Origin of the sequence: Glutamicibacter uratoxydans, assembly GCF_006539925.1 — a bacterium.
Classification (GTDB): Bacteria; Actinomycetota; Actinomycetes; order Actinomycetales; family Micrococcaceae; genus Glutamicibacter; species Glutamicibacter uratoxydans.
In genome coordinates this window covers 103,653-119,681 of sequence record NZ_BJNY01000004.1, presented here as the reverse complement: position 1 = coordinate 119,681, position 16,029 = coordinate 103,653, and the positions used below count along the sequence as shown (strand labels likewise).

Annotated in this window: 14 protein-coding genes; 4 read left to right on the top strand and 10 right to left on the bottom strand. The window is 63.9% G+C overall.

The window, feature by feature from the left end:
- Window positions 1–12: 12 nt before the first annotated feature.
- From gdhA to AUR04nite_RS04290, 3 genes are all read right to left on the bottom strand, one after another.
- A complete protein-coding gene (gdhA, locus tag AUR04nite_RS04300) occupies window positions 13–1,356 on the bottom strand; it encodes an NADP-specific glutamate dehydrogenase (protein WP_141362290.1) in 1,344 nt (447 codons plus the stop codon).
- Window positions 1,357–1,551: 195 nt separating this feature from the next.
- On the bottom strand, window positions 1,552–1,986 hold the full coding sequence (locus AUR04nite_RS04295; protein WP_141362288.1) for an ArsR/SmtB family transcription factor: 435 nt from the start codon (window positions 1,984–1,986) through the stop codon (window positions 1,552–1,554).
- A gap of 77 nt (window positions 1,987–2,063) precedes the next feature.
- Complete coding sequence (locus tag AUR04nite_RS04290; RefSeq protein WP_141362451.1) at window positions 2,064–3,227, bottom strand: acetoin utilization protein AcuC; 1,164 nt, start codon at window positions 3,225–3,227, stop codon at window positions 2,064–2,066.
- Window positions 3,228–3,493: 266 nt separating this feature from the next.
- Here AUR04nite_RS04290 and AUR04nite_RS04285 point away from each other — a divergent pair, with 266 nt between their 5' ends.
- Together AUR04nite_RS04285 and AUR04nite_RS04280 are read left to right on the top strand one after the other, a co-directional pair.
- A complete protein-coding gene (locus tag AUR04nite_RS04285; RefSeq protein WP_246055371.1) occupies window positions 3,494–4,870 on the top strand; it encodes a TrkH family potassium uptake protein in 1,377 nt (458 codons plus the stop codon).
- 25 nt (window positions 4,871–4,895) lie between these two features.
- On the top strand, window positions 4,896–5,534 hold the full coding sequence (locus tag AUR04nite_RS04280) for a potassium channel family protein (protein ID WP_141362449.1): 639 nt from the start codon (window positions 4,896–4,898) through the stop codon (window positions 5,532–5,534).
- A 16-nt stretch (window positions 5,535–5,550) separates the two neighbouring features.
- Here AUR04nite_RS04280 and proC read toward each other — a convergent pair whose 3' ends face one another.
- The 6 genes from proC to AUR04nite_RS04250 all read right to left on the bottom strand — a co-directional run bounded on the left by proC (window position 5,551) and on the right by AUR04nite_RS04250 (window position 13,540).
- On the bottom strand, window positions 5,551–6,393 hold the full coding sequence (gene proC, locus AUR04nite_RS04275; RefSeq protein ID WP_246055364.1) for a pyrroline-5-carboxylate reductase: 843 nt from the start codon (window positions 6,391–6,393) through the stop codon (window positions 5,551–5,553).
- 16 nt (window positions 6,394–6,409) lie between these two features.
- On the bottom strand, window positions 6,410–7,240 hold the full coding sequence (locus AUR04nite_RS04270; protein WP_141362284.1) for a sugar phosphate isomerase/epimerase family protein: 831 nt from the start codon (window positions 7,238–7,240) through the stop codon (window positions 6,410–6,412).
- A 51-nt stretch (window positions 7,241–7,291) separates the two neighbouring features.
- Window positions 7,292–8,308 (bottom strand): Ppx/GppA phosphatase family protein, encoded by a 1,017-nt coding sequence (locus AUR04nite_RS04265; RefSeq protein ID WP_141362282.1) that lies wholly within the window; start codon window positions 8,306–8,308, stop codon window positions 7,292–7,294.
- 31 nt (window positions 8,309–8,339) lie between these two features.
- Window positions 8,340–11,126: a type I DNA topoisomerase gene (gene topA, locus AUR04nite_RS04260; RefSeq protein ID WP_141362280.1), complete on the bottom strand. Its 2,787-nt coding sequence runs from the start codon at window positions 11,124–11,126 to the stop codon at window positions 8,340–8,342.
- Between the two features lie 147 nt (window positions 11,127–11,273).
- Complete coding sequence (locus AUR04nite_RS04255; RefSeq protein ID WP_141362279.1) at window positions 11,274–11,927, bottom strand: ArsR/SmtB family transcription factor; 654 nt, start codon at window positions 11,925–11,927, stop codon at window positions 11,274–11,276.
- Between the two features lie 23 nt (window positions 11,928–11,950).
- Window positions 11,951–13,540 carry a DUF7059 domain-containing protein gene (locus AUR04nite_RS04250; protein WP_141362277.1) on the bottom strand — a complete coding sequence of 530 codons (1,590 nt, stop codon included), beginning with the start codon at window positions 13,538–13,540 and terminating at the stop codon, window positions 11,951–11,953.
- A 74-nt stretch (window positions 13,541–13,614) separates the two neighbouring features.
- On the opposite strand from AUR04nite_RS04250, the gene AUR04nite_RS04245 reads away from it, so the two are divergent.
- On the top strand, window positions 13,615–14,187 hold the full coding sequence (locus tag AUR04nite_RS04245) for a GNAT family N-acetyltransferase (protein WP_141362275.1): 573 nt from the start codon (window positions 13,615–13,617) through the stop codon (window positions 14,185–14,187).
- A 75-nt stretch (window positions 14,188–14,262) separates the two neighbouring features.
- Here AUR04nite_RS04245 and trhO read toward each other — a convergent pair whose 3' ends face one another.
- Window positions 14,263–15,162, bottom strand: a complete 900-nt coding sequence (gene trhO / locus AUR04nite_RS04240) for an oxygen-dependent tRNA uridine(34) hydroxylase TrhO (protein WP_141362273.1) — start codon at window positions 15,160–15,162, stop codon at window positions 14,263–14,265.
- A 162-nt stretch (window positions 15,163–15,324) separates the two neighbouring features.
- On the opposite strand from trhO, the gene AUR04nite_RS04235 reads away from it, so the two are divergent.
- Window positions 15,325–15,981: a GNAT family N-acetyltransferase gene (locus AUR04nite_RS04235; RefSeq protein WP_141362271.1), complete on the top strand. Its 657-nt coding sequence runs from the start codon at window positions 15,325–15,327 to the stop codon at window positions 15,979–15,981.
- Window positions 15,982–16,029 lie beyond the last annotated feature (48 nt).

Genomic DNA, 16,029 nt, shown 5'->3' with positions numbered 1-16,029 from the left:
GGCTGCTGGGGCCTAGATCAAGCCCTGTGCCAGCATTGCGTCGGCGACCTTCACGAAGCCTGCAATGTTGGCGCCGGCAACGTAGTTGCCCGGCATGCCGTACTCGTCGGCGGTAGCTGCACAGCGGTCGTGGATGCCGACCATGATCTCGCTCAAGCGGCGCTCGGTGTGGTTGAAGGACCAGGAGTCGCGGCTGGCGTTCTGCTGCATTTCCAGAGCCGAAGTAGCCACGCCGCCGGCGTTGGCCGCCTTGCCTGGAGCGAAGAGAACTCCGGCGTCCTGGAACACCGAAGTAGCTTCGGCAGTGGTCGGCATGTTCGCGCCTTCAGCCACGGCTACGACGCCGGCGGCCACCATCTTCTTTGCAGAGGCGGCGCCCAGCTCGTTCTGGGTGGCGCATGGCAGCGCTACGGTGCCTTGGACATCCCAGACGTTTCCGCCTTCGACGTAGGAGACCTTCTTGCTTCCGCGGCGCTCGGCGTATTCGGAGATGCGTCCGCGTTCAACTTCCTTGATCTGGCGCAGCAGGTCCAGGTCGATGCCCGCCTCGTCGACGATGAAGCCGCCGGAGTCCGATGCCGTGACAACCTTCGCGCCCAGTGCCTGAGCCTTTTCGATGGCGTGGATCGCCACGTTGCCGGAGCCGGAAACGACGACGCGCTGGCCGTCAAAGCTCTGCCCGCGGGTCTTGAGCATCTCTTCGGTGAAGATGACGGCACCGTAGCCCGTAGCCTCCGGGCGGACCAGGGATCCGCCCCAGGTCAGACCCTTGCCGGTGAGCACGCCCGACTCGTAGCGATTGGTAATGCGCTTGTACTGTCCGAACAGGTAGCCGATCTCGCGGCCACCCACGCCGATGTCGCCTGCTGGGACGTCGGTGTACTCGCCGATGTGGCGGTAGAGCTCGGTCATGAACGACTGGCAGAAGCGCATGACTTCTCCGTCGGAGCGGCCGCGCGGATCAAAGTCGGAACCGCCCTTGCCGCCGCCGATTGGCATGCCGGTCAGGGAGTTCTTGAAGATCTGCTCGAATCCGAGGAACTTTACAATGCCCAGGTACACCGATGGGTGGAAGCGCAGGCCACCCTTGTATGGGCCGAGCGCCGAGTTGAACTCGACGCGGAAACCGCGATTGATCTGAACCTTGCCGTTGTCGTCGGTCCAGGGCACGCGGAAAATGATCTGGCGTTCAGGTTCGCACAAACGCTGCAGGATAGCCGCTTCAGCATACTCAGGATGCTTGATGGATACGGCTTCAAGGCTTTCAAATACCTCGGTGACTGCCTGGTGGAACTCTGCTTCGCCGGGATTGCGGCGGAAGACTTCGTCGCGAATCGTCGCTAAGTGCTTATCCAAGTTTCTCTCCTCATCACTTGGGGCAGGCACTGGGCCAAGACGGGGCCACAAAGTACCCGGCGTCACTGCCCCAAACACGAGAATGCCACGGAGAGCAATCGGAAGAAAAATTTCGCGTTATAAAACCGTATGGCCCGCGTAACGTAAAATTTTGGACATTTTGTAAGCTAGGGCATCGATTCACTAGTCAAATGTCTACTTGCGCCGTCCGAAGCGGGGAAGCCGGTCGAAGAATTCCTGCGCCCTTTCGGTGACTTGCTCCAGTCCACGTCCCACGCTGCGGCTCAGCTGCGCGGCCGCCTGACCCTGGGCTCCGGAGTGTTCCTCGGGCAGAAGCTCGACCTCGGACTCCTGTGCTTCTTCGGCCTGCTGTGGCACAATATGCGCGCACCACAGCACCAGTTCATCGATCGCCGCGGCATCGACGCTGTAGATTCTGCGCTGGCCGGCGGCCGTCATTCCCACCAGATTCGCCTCGCGTAGGACCTTCAAATGCTTTGAGACCGTCGGCTGGGAGATCTCCAGTTCGGTGACAAGGGTGCCCACCGCCTTGGGTTCCAAACGCAGTGCTTCAATAATTCGGCGCCGGGTAGGTTCAGCGAGCGCGGAAAAAACTTCATCAATAGCCACACACATAACCCTAGCGGCATATGACTAAACCGCAACGTCAGCCCCCGAGCAGTTTTGCCAGCGGGGCATATATGCGGCTAATCGAACCAGGGATCGAGCCCGAACAGCGGGAAGACTTCCTTGCGTGTGGCGATGATGGTGCGGTCCACCGGGTCTGCCGGATCGTAGCCGATCTCCCAGTTGCGCCACCACAGCTGGGCGTCGTCGCCCATCAGGTACGGCATCGCGCGGCCATAGGTTTCAAGGACATGGCGCCGGAAGGTCTCCGGGACGTAGGTGCGCAGCGGGATGGGCTTGCCCGCGGCGATGGCCGTCAGATGGGTCCAGGTGCGCGGCACCACGCCGGTGACGTTGTAGCCACCGCCCCCTGTGGCAAGCCAGCGGCCCTCGCACAGCTCGTCGGCCAGCTGGGAGATGTCAAGGGCGGCCTGGCGCTGGGCGTCCACCGAAAGCTTCAGGTTGGTCATGTCGTCGTCGCGGTGCGCGTCGCAGCCGTGCTGGGAGACGATGATCTCGGGCTTGAAGGCGCGCACCAGCTGCGGAATGACCGCGTGGAAGGCGCGCAGCCACCCGGCGTCGCCGGTCATGGCGGGGATCGCGATGTTCACCGCAGAGCCCTCGGCATTCTTGCCGCCGATCTCGTTGGCGAAGCCGGTCCCAGGGAACAGCGACAGGCCCGATTCGTGGATAGAGATGGTCAGCACGCGCTCGTCGTCCCAGAAGATGGACTCGGTACCGTCGCCGTGGTGGGCGTCGACGTCGATGTAGACGATGCGTTGTGCGCCGCGTTCAAGCATGCGGAAAATTGCGGCCGCCGCATCGTTGTAGATGCAGAACCCGCTGGCCTTGCTGCGCGCCGCGTGGTGCATGCCGCCGGCGAAGTTCACCGCGCGCACGGTGCGCTCGTCCATGATGGCTTCTGCCGCGATCACCGAGCCGCCGACGATCCGCGCGGCGGCCTCGTGCATTCCGGCGAAGACCGGGTCGTCTTCGGTGCCGAGACCGAACTCCTCGGCCACCAGCGTTGGATCGGCGCTGACCTTGCGGACCTGGTCGATATACGACTGTTCGTGGACCGTGGCGAGCACCGCGTCCTCGGCGACTTCCGGCGGGGCCAGGCTGACATTCGGCGCGTTGAAGACCTCAAGCTGATCACTCAGCCGGTGGGTCAAGTCCAAGCGGCAGGGGTGCATCGGATGCCAGTCGCTGAATTTGTATTTCAGGTACTGCTCATCCCACATCACCAGGGTGGGCCGCGGGGCATGCTCAGGCTCTAACACGCTTTCAGGCTACCGGAAAGCACCGGAACAAATGCGGTTATTGGGCGATTAATGCCCCCGCTTTGCCGATTTGGCGTGCTGAAGCAGGGCGAAGCGCCCGTTGACCGCGTACATTACATGATGAGGCATTCTCGCCACAGCAAGCCACAGGGAAAGTACGAGCAGGGTAGATGAGCAGCAGCAGCGGGCCAGGAGCAAACCTGCATCGCGTTGAACGGCGCGATGAAATGCGCCGACGGTGGTTGGCGCTGCGCACCGCCATGGCAAACTTCACCATCCGCTCCCCCGCGCGCCTAGCCCTGGGCACCTTCCTGGTGGTGATCACGATTTTCACCTCGCTGCTGGCAGCGCCCTTCTCCTCTGCCGACGGCAAGCCGACGCCGTTGGAGGACGCGCTGTTCACCGCCGTCTCCTCGGTGTGCGTGACCGGGCTGACCACCGTGTCCACGGCGACCCACTGGTCGTTTTTGGGGCAGCTGGTCATGATCGTGGGCACATTCGTCGGCGGCCTGGGCATCTTGACCCTGGCATCGATCATGTCCCTGGCGGTTTCCCGCAAGCTGGGCGTGCGCGCCAAGCTGATGGCGCAGAACTCGATGAACACCACCGACGCCTCCGCGCTGGGCGATGTGGGCTCGCTGCTGCGCATCGTGATCCTCACCGCGATCGTGCTGCAGGCGATCATTTCGCTGCTGCTGATCCCGCGCTTCTACATCCTGGGCGAGAGCCCGCTGTCGGCGATCTGGCATGGGGTCTTCTACGCGATCTCCGCCTTCAACAACGCCGGGTTCACCCCGCACTCCGACGGGCTGGTCCCCTACGAAACTGACCTGTGGATCCTGGGCCCGCTGATGGCCGGCGTGTTCCTCGGCTCGCTCGGCTTCCCGGTGATCATGGTGCTGCTGGCGCACCGCTTCAACACCAAAAAGTGGAACCTGCACACCAAGCTCACGCTGCTGGTGACCACCATCCTGCTCTTCGCCGGCGCCCTGATGTGGCTGCTGATCGAGTGGAACAACCCGCGCACCATCGGCTCGCTGAGCGTCTCCGACAAGCTGATCCACGGGTTCTTCGCCTCCGTGATGACCCGTTCGGGCGGCATGAACCTGGTGGACCAGAACGATATCCACCAGGCCACGATGCTGCTCACCGACGCGCTGATGTTCGCCGGCGGCGGCTCGGCCTCCACCGCCGGCGGCATCAAGGTCACCACCATCGCGGTGATGTTCCTGGCCATCTTCGCCGAGGCCCGCGGCGACTCCGAGACTCGCGCCTTCGGGCGCAGCATCCCGGAGGAAACCATGCGCGTGGCCATTTCGGTGGTGGTCATGGGCGCCTCGCTGGTAGCGGTCTCCACTGGGCTGCTGGTGCTGATCGACGAGTCGGTGGGCATCTCCCGGGCGCTGTTCGAGTCGATCTCGGCCTTCGCCACGGTGGGCCTGAGCACCGGCGTCTCCGAGGAAATGCCGCCGGCCGGCAAATATGTCTTAAGCTGTTTGATGTTCGCCGGGCGCATCGGCTCCATCACCCTTGCCAGCGCGCTGACCATGCGCCACCGCGAATCGCTGTACAAGCTTCCAGAAGAAAGGCCGATCATTGGCTGAGAAACACATCGACCACAATGCTCCGGTGCTGGTCATTGGGCTCGGCCGCTTCGGTGCCTCGGTGGCCGAAACCCTGGTCAAGCAGGGGCGCGAGGTGCTGGCCATCGAACGCAGCCCGGAACTGGTGCAGCAGTGGGCCAGCACGCTGACCCACGTGGTGGCCGCGGATGCCACGAACATCGACGCCCTGCGCCAGCTCGGCGCCCAGGAGTTCTCCTCCGCCGTGGTGGGCGTGGGAACCTCCATCGAGTCCTCGGTGCTGATCACCGTGAACCTGGTGGACCTGGGCATCGAGCACCTGTGGGTCAAGGCGATCACCCCGTCGCACGGCAAGATCCTGACCCGCATCGGCGCGAACCACGTGATCTACCCTGAGGCCGACGCCGGGGTGCGCGCGGCCCACCTGGTCGGCGGGCGCATGCTCGACTTCATCGAGTTCGACGACGGCTTTGCGATCGTGAAGATGTACCCGCCCAAGGAGACCCAGGGCTTCACCCTGGCCCAGTCGCAGGTCCGCTCGAAGTACGGCGTGACGATCGTGGGCGTGAAGTCCCCGGGCGAGGACTTCACCTATGCGTTGCCGGACACCATCGTGACCCGACGCGATATGCTCATCGTTTCGGGCCACGTGGATCTGCTGGAGCGCTTCGCCGCTAGGCCTTAATGCCGCGCTGCAGGACTTAGCCCACCTCCTCGCTCAGCTGTGCGGCGCGGGCCGCGGCCGCTGCGGTGCCGTCCTTGATGATCTGCGGGATGCCCTGCTCGTCGTACACGGCGATGGCGCGCTCGGTGGTGCCCTTGGGGCTGGTCACCGCCCTGCGCATGGCTGCGGGGTCCGCCTGCGGATCGGCCAGCATCTTCCCTGCCCCTGCCACGGTGGCACGAGCCAGCGCGATGGACAGCTTCTCATCCAGCCCTAGGGCCACGCCGGCGTTGGCCATGGCCTCGGCCAGGTAGAAGGCGTAGGCGGGGCCGGAGCCCGAGATGGCCGAGAGCGCATTCTGCTGCTCCTCGTCGATCACGTGCACATCCCCGGAGCCGGCGAACAAGGCGCTGACCGAGTCCACCTGCGCCTGGCTCACGCTGGCTGCCGGCGAAAGGCCCACCACGCCGGCGCCCACCATCAGCGGGGTGTTCGGCATGGAGCGGATCACCGGCTGGCCGGCCGGCAGGTGCGCCACCATGCTCTCAAGGGTGATGGCCGCGGCCACGGAGACCACCACGGAGGCAGGGTCCAGGGCAGCCGAGATCTCATCGCACAGCGCGGTGATGCCCACCGGCTTCACGCCGAGGAACACCACGTCGGCGCCGGCCGCAGCGGTGGAGTTCGCCTGCGGGTCTTCGGCGCCCACCAGCACGTTCACGCCCAGCTCGCGCAGTTCGGCGGCGCGGGAGTCGCTGCGCAGGGTGGCGGTGATCAGCTTGGGGTCGTGGCCCGAGGCGATGATGCCGCGCAGAATCGCGCCGTTCATCGAGCCGGTGCCGAGGAATGCAAGTTTCAGGTTGTTAATCGCTTCGCTCATGCATTCCATCTTGTCATCATTTCCAGCCGGTGACCTGTTCAGTGTCGTTGTTAACCTGCAGGTGCTCCCGGGCGAAGGCCAGCGTGCGCCCCAGCCATTCTTCCTTCTGGCCCGCATTCTTGGCCTTGCGGGTGGAAACCTCCACGGCAACGACGCCTTCCCAGGCGCTGTCGCGCAGGAACTGCAGGGACTGGGCCACCGGCTGGGTTCCCAGGCCCGGCACCAGGTGCTCGTCCTTGCCGTTGTCCAGCCCGTCGCACAGGTGCACATGGCGCAGCCGCTGCCCCAGGTCCTGCAGCGCCTGGTGCGAGTCCATGTTGGCGATGGCGGCGTGGGAGAAGTCCCAGGTGACGTTCTGGTAGGGCTGCGGCACCGGGTTCCAGTGCGGCAGGTACATCTTCGCTTCGCGGCCGCGTGCGCGCCACGGGTACATGTTCTCCACCGCGATCTTCATCCCGGTGGTATCGGTCAGCCGGCGCACGCCGTCGACGAACTCCTCGGCGTAGCTTCCCTGCCATCTGAAGGGCGGGTGGGCGACGACCACGTCGGCCCCGACCGCCTGCGCCAGGATCACCGAGCGCTCGATCTTCGCCCAGGCCGAACCCCAGACTTGCTGGGTCAGCAGCAGGGTGGGCGCGTGGATGGCGAGGATCGGCAGCTGGTACTTGTCCATCAGGGCGCGCAAAGCGGTGGCGGACTGGCTTGCGGCGTTGCCGGTGATCAGCACCTCCAGCCCGTCGTAGCCCACGTCCTTGGCCATGGCGAAGGCGTCGTGGACGGTCAGCGGATAGACCGAGGCACTGGAGAGCGCCACCGGTACCTTAGGCGAGTGTGCTTCCATTCTCATGCCCTCCCATCCATGCCGGCGTGCAGCCGGAAATTTTCCGCGCGGGTCCCTCTAGGCCTTGGGCTCGGCCATGCGCTGCGCCCCTGATCCCAAGGCTACCTCGCCTACTCCAACGCTACTACTGAGCGGCGTCGATGAATCGAACATCACATGGTCGAATCTGCGCAGCATCAATCCCTCGCGGATGGCCCACGGGCAGATGCGCACGGATTTCAGCTTCAGCGCACTCATCGCCTCATGGGCGACGATGGCCCCGGCCAGCAGCTGCGGCGCGCGCACCTCGGAGACGCCGGGCAGCTCGGCGCGTTCGGACCAGCTCATTGCTGTGAGCCGGTTGGTCCACAGCTTCAGCGCGTCGCGGTGCAGCACCCGCTTGACGTAGGGGCCCTCGGCGCTGGGGGCCGCCCCGGTGATGCGGGCCAGCGAGCGGAAGGTCTTGGAGGTGGCGGTGGCCAGGGTGGGCTTGCCGTACTGGCGCAGCTCCGTGGTGGGGTCCGAGAGCACGTCGCGCACGTAGTTGCGCAGCTCGCGGACCTCCTTCATGCCTGGCAGGTCCTCGGGCAGCCATTCGCGGGTCAGCCGCCCGGCGCCCAGCGGCACGGAGAAGGCCACCTGCGGGAACTCGTCGGTTCCCCAGGCAAGTTCCAGCGATCCGCCGCCCATGTCCAGGTTGAGGATCGACTCGGAGGACCATCCGAACCAGCGGCGCACCGAGTAGAAGGTCATGCCGGCTTCTTCCTCGCCGGTCAGCTCCATCAGGGTGACCCCGGTTTCCGCCTTGACCCGTTCCAGCACGGTGTTGCCGTTGGAGGATTCGCGGATGGCCGAGGTGCAGAAGGCCATGAAGTCTTCCACCTGGTGGTTGGCGGCGAATTCGGCGGCCTCCGCGATGAAGGAGAGCAGTTCGCTCTGGCCTTCCTCGGTGATGGCCCCGTACTCGTTGAGGTAGCGCACCAGCGACAGCGGACGCTTGTGCGAGGCATAGGGCACCGGGCGGGCGCCCGGGTAGGCGTCGACCAGCAGCAGGTGGACCGTGTTGGATCCGATGTCCAGTACGCCAAGTCTCATGGTGCGCTCCTCAACAGGGAATCGGCGGGAATTACTTCTCGGTCTTCTTCGCGGCCGGCTTCTTGGCAGGAGCCTTCTTGGCGGTGGTGGCCTTCTTCGCCGCAGGCTTCTTGGCGGCAGGCTTCTTCGCCGTGCGCTTGACCGGTCCGCGGGCGCGCTTGTCCGCCAGCAGTTCGATCGCCTGCTCGCGGGTCAGCTCCTCCAGGGAGGTGCCGCGCGGGACGGTGATGTTGGTGACGCCGTCGGTGATGTACGGGCCGAAGCGACCGTCCTTCACCACGATGTTCTTCTCGCTGGTCGGGTCCACGCCGAACTCTGCCAGCGGCGGCACCGCTGCCCGGCGTCCGCGCTGTTTGGGCTGCGAGTAGATCTCCAACGCCTCGTCGAGGGTGATGGTGAAGATCTGCTCCTCGGACTCGATGGAGCGCGAATCGCTGCCCTTCTTCAGGTACGGGCCGAAGCGGCCGTTCTGCACGGTGATCTCTTCGCCTTCGGCATCCGTCCCGAGCACGCGCGGCAGGCTCAGCAGCTTCAGCGCGTCCTCCAGGGTCACGGTCTCCACGCTCATCGACTTGAACAGGCTGCCGGTGCGCGGCTTGATTTTCGCTGGCTTCTTCGGCGGCTTGGGCTTGCCGTTCTTGTAGTACTCCACCGGCAGCGCGGCGATCTCTTCCTCGGTCAGCTCCGGGATGATCTCGGTGACATAGGCGCCGTAGCGCCCGTCCTTGGCGACGATCTTGCGGCCGGTTTCCGGGTCGATGCCCAGTTCCTTCTCCGAGACCTTGGAGTTGGCGAACAGCTCCTCAGCCTTTTCGGCGGTCAGTTCGTCAGGTGCCAGGTCTTCTGGCACATTGGCGCGCTGCGGCTCGGTGCCTTCCTCGGCGCCCTCGGGCAGGGCGCGCTCCAGGTACGGTCCGAACTTGCCCACACGCAGGGTGATGTCGTCGGTGACGCGGATGGAGTTGATGGCGCGGGCGTCGATGTCGCCCAGGTTGTCCACCACGTGCTTCAGGCCCTCGACGCCGTCGTTGCCGAAGTAGAACAGGCTCAGCCAATCGGTGCGGGCGCGGTGTCCCTTGGCGATCTCATCCAGGTCGTCTTCCAGGCGCGCGGTGAAGTCGTAGTCCACGTACTTGGCGAAGTGCTCTTCGAGCAGGCGGATCACGGAGAAGGCGATCCAGCTCGGCACCAGAGCGCCGCCGCGCTTGGTGACGTAGCCGCGGTCCATGATGGTGGAGATGGTCGGCGCGTAGGTGGACGGGCGTCCGATTTCGCGCTTTTCCAGCTCTGCGACGATCGATGCTTCGGTGTAGCGGGCCGGCGGGGTGGTCTCGTGGCCCAGCGCGGTCAGCTCGTCGCCGGCGAGGTTCTGGCCCACTGCCAGCTGCGGCAGGCGCGCCTCGGCGTTGGCGTCGGTGTTTTCTGCCTGCGATTCGTCCTTGCCTTCCTCATAGGCGGCCAGGAAGCCGCGGAAGGTGATCACGGTGCCGGAGGCAGAGAATTCGGCCACGCGGGCATCGCTGGCGGTGCCGGCGAGCTTGATGGTGGCGGTGAAGCCCTTGGCGTCGGCCATCTGGGAGGCGACGGTGCGCTTCCAGATCAGCTCATAGAGCGCGTACTCGTCCTTGGACAGCGAGGAGCGCACGTCGGTAGGACGGCGGAACATGTCGCCTGCCGGGCGGATGGCCTCGTGGGCTTCCTGGGCGGCGTCGGACTTGGCCTTGTAGACGCGCGGCTTGGCCGGCACGGCGTCGGCGCCGTAGAGTTCGGTGGCCTGCTTGCGCGCGGCGGAGACTGCCTCGTTGGACAGGAACACCGAGTCGGTACGCATATAGGTGATGTAGCCGTTTTCGTACAGACGCTGGGCGATCTGCATGGTCAGCTTGGAGCTCCAGCGCAGCTTGCGGCTGGCTTCCTGCTGCAAGGTGGAGGTGGTGAATGGGGCGGCCGGACGACGGGTGTACGGCTTGTCCTCCACCGAGGTGACGGCAAAGTCGGTGTTGGCCAGGTTGGCCACCAGGGATTCGGCGGCTTCCTGGTTCAGGTGGGTCAGCGCGGTGCGGGCGGTCTTGAGCTGGCCGCGGTCGTCGAAGTCGCGGCCGGAGGCCACGCGGGCGCCGTCGACCGCGGAGAGCTTGGCGGCGAAGGCCTCGCCATTAGAGGTGGCGAAGGTGCCCTTGATGTCCCAGTAGCCGGCGGAGATGAACGCCATGCGCTCGCGCTCGCGCTCGACGACCAGGCGGGTTGCCACCGACTGCACGCGTCCTGCGGACAGGCCGCGGGCCACCTTGCGCCAGAGCACCGGGGAAATTTCATAGCCGTAGAGGCGGTCAAGGACGCGGCGGGTTTCCTGCGCGTCGACCAGGTCGGTATCCAGCTCGCGCATGTTTTCCAGGGCGCGGGCGATGCCTTCCTTGGTGATTTCGGTGAAGGCCAGGCGGCGCACCGGAACCTTTGGCTTGAGCACCTGCAGCAGGTGCCACGCGATGGCTTCGCCCTCGCGGTCCGCATCTGTTGCGAGGTAGAGTTCGTCGGCTTCTTTGAGCTTGGCCTTCAGTTCCGCGACGCGCTTCTTCTTGTCAGGGTAGACCACGTAGTACGGCTCGAAGTCGTTGTCCAGGTCCACCGCGAACTTGCCCACCGAGGTCTTCTTCAGCTCGGTCGGCAGCTCGGAAGGCTGCGGAAGGTCTCGGATGTGGCCCACCGAAGCGTCCACGTCGAAGCCCTCGCCCAAATATTTGGCAATTGACTTCACCTTGGCAGGAGACTCCACGATCACGAGTTTCTTACCGGTCTTTTCCTGGACCTTGGCGGGCACGGCTCTCCTTCAAACATTGCGGCCGCCGAGAACCGTTGCCGGTTCGTTCAGGCTGCCGCCAGCGCGTTGTCTTCTTGTGCCTAATTTTCTAGACCCAATTCCCGATGATCTTACACCGCGAATTCAGCTGGTCCGGCGCTAGGCTGGTTATTCGGTTCCTGGTTCCCCGGGGCTCGGGTACTCAGGAAGCAATGAGATTAAGTAGAACATACGCCGCGAGTCAATGCTGCGCTGGTCCGCAGTGGCCATGGCCTCATATTCATAGACGAGGTCCAGCAGTCGGCGGTTGAATTCACGCTGCTTTTCCTCCGGAAGGAACACCAACCCGCTGGTCAGCATGGGCGGACGTTCGGGATCCGGCTCGATTCCCGCCTTTGCTTCGGCTTCGCGGCGCTGCACCTCGGCATTGAGCCTAGTGCGGAATGCGTTCAACTGCACATTCAAGTAGGCGGTCTTGGCGTTCGAGGAGTCGATCTGCGTGTTCAGCTCCAGGCGTGCGCCGGCTGCGCGCCAACGGCGTTCGCGGGCGTCGCCTTCGCTGGCTGCCCTCACGACGTACCCGTACTTTTCCAAGGCACGCAGATGGTAGCTCATGGCGCTCGGGGTCAAATCGCACAGCGATGCCAGTTCGGTGGCGGTGCGGGTTGCCTGCGAAGCAAAGAGCTCATCAAGCACAATCAGTCGAGCATCGTGGGCAAGTGCTCGAATCGCCTGAGGGTCGGTAATCGAGACAACTTGCGGGTACTCTCCGTTGGCTTCCAAGGTCTCGGTTTCCTGCGCCTCAGTTGTGTTCCGTGTCATACCGAAAAACTTTAGCGCTTGTTTCACACTTTACGAAAGAGACCGTGTCGCAATAGCCGTGAAATGGCTTCATAAAGCTTGTCTGCGAACTCATGATCCCCTTCTGAAATCAGGGAATCAAGGGCTACCACCAATTGTGAAACGCTCAGCTCCCCATCGCTGGCCGAGGCGAAGCCAGCCTGCGCGGTATCCAGCAGCTCGGTACGGCGCAGACCAGCCCCCTGGCGCAGCAGGATGACCCCCGGGTGTTCGGCTCCAGGACGCTGGTGGCGTTCTTCGGTGACGTCGTCGGCAACTTCAAGATGCCAGTTCTTGAAATCCTCGCCGGCGGCCGCCAGTTCGTCGTTCATCGCGATATCGCGCTGCAGCGTCGGGGCGACAGGCTGCTCAATCGGATGGGTGATCTGCTCAAAGCGGCGCAGCGTGGCACGGCCATTGGCAGGCTTGCGGAAGTAGACGAGCCCGAAGCCCACGGCGCCGACGCCGCGGGAATCGAAGTCGTCCAGGTAGGCGTTGTAGGCGGACGCATAGGAGGAGCTGTCCTCGGTCTGCGAGGCATCGCGCAGCCAGGTTTCAGCATAGAGGCTCGGGCTGGTCTGCTCGCGCTCGATAACCCACACGTCCAGGTCCTGCGGGAACCAGCTTTCCACCCGGCGGTTCCAGGGCTCAATCGTGCCGTCCTCTAGAAGATGAATCTCCCAGTTTGAGAGCATCTGCATTGAGGCGCCCGGGCGCAGATACTCCGGAGCCTGCGAAATCAGGGTGCTGACCAGCCGGTCGCCTGCCATGCCGCCGTCGCGATAGGTGAAGCGGTCCTTCTGGCGTTCGGCCTTCTTGCGCGGGGTGATCACGAAGGGCGGATTGCTGGCAATCAAATCGAACTGCTGGCCAGCCACCGGCTCGAATAGGCTGCCCTGCAGCAGGGTGACGCGTTCATCAAGGTTGCGCGGGTCGATCTGCAGCACCTTGTGGTTAAGCAGCAGGTTGAAACGGGTGAAGGCCAAGGCCCTAGTGGAAAGATCGGTGGCCGTCACATGCCTGCAATGCCCCAGCAGGTGGAACAGCTGGATGCCGCAGCCGGTGCCCAGGTCCAAGGCAGTGTCCACCTTCGAGCGGATGGTGATTTGCGCCAGGGTCAAAGAGGCTTGCCCAATGCCCAGCACGTGGTCGGTGCGCAGCACGCCGGGGCGCTGGTGCGCTCCCAGGTCATGCGCCACCCACAGCTCACCGTCGGCATCCGAGGAGTGCAGCGTCAATGCCACCGTCGCCCGGAAGCCGGCAGCCCACGGTTCGATCAGCCCGAGCTTGAGCAAGCCGTCGAGCTTCAGCCGCGGAAAAGCCTTGTTAAGCATTGCCGCTTCCTCGGTCTGCCCCAGCTGGAAGAGCCTGAAGACGCAGCCCAGCACGGTGTCGGCCGCCTGCTGCTCGATCACCCGAAGCGCCGGGACGATCTGGTCGCGGTCAAAGGCTGACTTCGCGTCCTCACCGAGCAGCTCGCTGACTGCTTCATAGGTGAAGTTCATTTCGGTAAGGTCTTCGGAGAGCTTTTCGATCAACTGCAGATCTGAACTCTGCGGGGCGTCTTCAATCGAGGAAAATTCGGCGGCATTCACGCAGTCAAGTCTAGCCAGTTCATCGGCCCGTTCTAAAGACTGCTTTGCTTTCAGTACTGCCTATGATGGTGCCCATGACCAATGTCACCATCACGTACCTGCAATTGCTCTCCCCCGACCAGATCAAACCTTCGTCCCGACCTGCGCCCGATGACGTGCGCATCGAGCTGGTCAAGGACATCAGCCCGGAATATTCGAAGTTCCTCTACCGCAGCGTCGGCAGCGAGCTGAACTGGGCCGACAGGCTCGAATCCACCCGCGAACAGTGGGATGCAGTGCTGCGCCGCGACGGCTCGGAAACCTGGGTCATCTACCGCGGCGGGGCGCCCAAGGGCTACGTCGAGCTAGTCACCGAGGTGGTCGATGGGCGCAGCGACGTTGAGGTGTTCTACTTCGGTCTGTTCCCCGAGGCCATCGGCCAGGGGCTGGGCGGGTTGCTGCTGACCCGCGCGTTGGAGGAAGCGTTCAAGGTCAACCAGCGCTGCCCTTCGCTGCCCGAGGTGCGCAGGGTATGGCTGCACACCTGCTCGCTGGACGGCCCGGCGGCGCTGCCCAACTACGAGGCGCGCGGATTGTCCGTCTACAAGCACGAGACCGAGGACACCGAGGTGAAGGACGCCTCGGTTGGGCTGTGGCCTGCGCCCTGAGCCGTGCTTTAAATGGCCAAAGGCGGCGGGGAATGCTTGAGCATTTCCCGCCGCCTTTGCCTCTAGCTTCTGGCGCTAGGCGGCATCCGCCTTGCAGTCAGGGCAGGTGCGCAGGGTCTCGTCCTTGGCGCAGTCTTCGCAGAAGAGACGCAGGTTGCGGCACGAAGGGTTCGAGCAGTTTTCGAACTTGTTCGTCGGCTTGTGGCAGCCGACGCATTCGCCGATGGTCAGCGCATCATGGCTGAACTGGGTGTGCATGCGCTTGTCGAAGACATAGAGCGAGCCTTCCCACAGGCCAGCGTCGCCGTACTTCTCGCCGTAGCGCACGATGCCGCCCTGCATCTGGTAGACCTCTTGGAAGCCGCGCTTGACCATCAGTGCGGAGAGCACCTCGCAGCGGATGCCGCCGGTGCAGTAGGTGACGATCGGCTGGTCCTTGAGGTGGTCGTACTTGCCCGAGTCGAGTTCGGCGACGAAATCGCGGGTGGTTTCCACATCGGGGACGATCGCGTCCTTGAACTTGCCGATCTGCGCTTCGAAGGCATTGCGGCCATCGAAGAAGTGCACCTGCGTGCCCTCCTTCTTCTTGGCGTCGACCAGCTCGTGCAGTTCTTCGGGGCGCAGATGGGTGCCGCCGCCGACGACGCCGTTCTCGTCGACTTCCAGTTCACCCGGTGCGCCGAAGGTGACGATCTCGTCGCGGACCTTGACCGAGATGCGGGGGAAGTCTTCCCGGGCGCCTTCGGACCATTTGATGTCCATCTTTTTAAAGGGAGGGTATTCGCGAGTTGCCTTGACGTACTTTTTGACGTCTGCAAGATCGCCGCCGACGGTTCCGTTGATGCCGTCCTTGGAAATGATGATGCGTCCGCGCAGGTTCCAGCGCTCCAGCAGCGAGCGCTGCCACAGGCGGACGGCTTCCGGATCGGCAAGCGGAGTAAATGCGTAATACAAGACAATGCGTTGAATGGCCACCAGACAAGTTTAGTGGTTTTCAGGCATGAAACGCCGTGCGGACGAGCAAGATCACATTCTTTTCCCGCAATCTAGGCACGGAGCGCGAAACAATAATTTCAACTAGGCAACGATTAGCCCAATGTCAGCTAATTCCTAGCCAATACAAGGTAGGGTCAAGGCATGGCATCTAACGCAAGCGATGAACTGATTGGCACCTGGGTTGCCGGCTGGGCAGGAGCCCGCGGATACGAAACCCGTAATGAGGGACGCGTCCACGCGGCGCTGCGTCATGACACCACCGAAGACTGGGAATATGTCATCTACGGCCCTTCCAAGGAAGAGCTGGCAGCAGTAGCTGAAACCCTGAAGAAACATCCAACCCGCCGCCTGACAGCATTTGACACCTCCGTCGACGAGCTGCTGGCTAACGCGTCTTCGGCAGGCCTGAAGGTCGTCAGCGACGACGAAGCGCTCATGGTCACCGAATTGGCGGTGCACGACGTCGAGGTCCCGCTGCCTCCGGACGGCTTCGTCTTCCAGATCGAGCGCGACGGCACCCATGCTTATGTCTCCCTGCATCCCGAAGCTAACCAGGACGTTGTTGCGGCCTCCGGCCACGTCTCGGCAGTGGAAGGCTTTGCAATCTTCGACCGCATCATCACCGGCCCGGACTTCCGCCGCAAGGGCCTGGGAACCCTGATCATGCGCGCGCTGGCCTCCCTGGCGCAGGAGCACTACGTCGACGAAGGCCTGTTGATCGCCTCGGTCGATGGACAGCAGCTCTATGCCTCCCTGGGCTGGACCTCGCTGGGCCAGGTAGTAGTCTTCAAAGCCTAAGCAGCACGCGAAAACCCTTATCGCCGCGAGAACACAGGTTCTGGCGGC

Excerpts from the sequence above, each read along its gene's own strand:
- AUR04nite_RS04235 (WP_141362271.1), top strand. The coding sequence starts at position 15,325 with ATGGCATCTAACGCAAGCGATGAACTGATTGGCACCTGGGTTGCCGGC.
- AUR04nite_RS04245 (WP_141362275.1), top strand. The coding sequence starts at position 13,615 with ATGACCAATGTCACCATCACGTACCTGCAATTGCTCTCCCCCGACCAG.
- AUR04nite_RS04255 (WP_141362279.1), bottom strand. The coding sequence starts at position 11,927 with ATGACACGGAACACAACTGAGGCGCAGGAAACCGAGACCTTGGAAGCC.
- AUR04nite_RS04270 (WP_141362284.1), bottom strand. The coding sequence starts at position 7,240 with ATGAGAATGGAAGCACACTCGCCTAAGGTACCGGTGGCGCTCTCCAGT.
- AUR04nite_RS04265 (WP_141362282.1), bottom strand. The coding sequence starts at position 8,308 with ATGAGACTTGGCGTACTGGACATCGGATCCAACACGGTCCACCTGCTG.
- AUR04nite_RS04290 (WP_141362451.1), bottom strand. The coding sequence starts at position 3,227 with ATGTGGGATGAGCAGTACCTGAAATACAAATTCAGCGACTGGCATCCG.
- AUR04nite_RS04285 (WP_246055371.1), top strand. The coding sequence starts at position 3,494 with ATGCGCCGACGGTGGTTGGCGCTGCGCACCGCCATGGCAAACTTCACC.
- proC (WP_246055364.1), bottom strand. The coding sequence starts at position 6,393 with ATGAGCGAAGCGATTAACAACCTGAAACTTGCATTCCTCGGCACCGGC.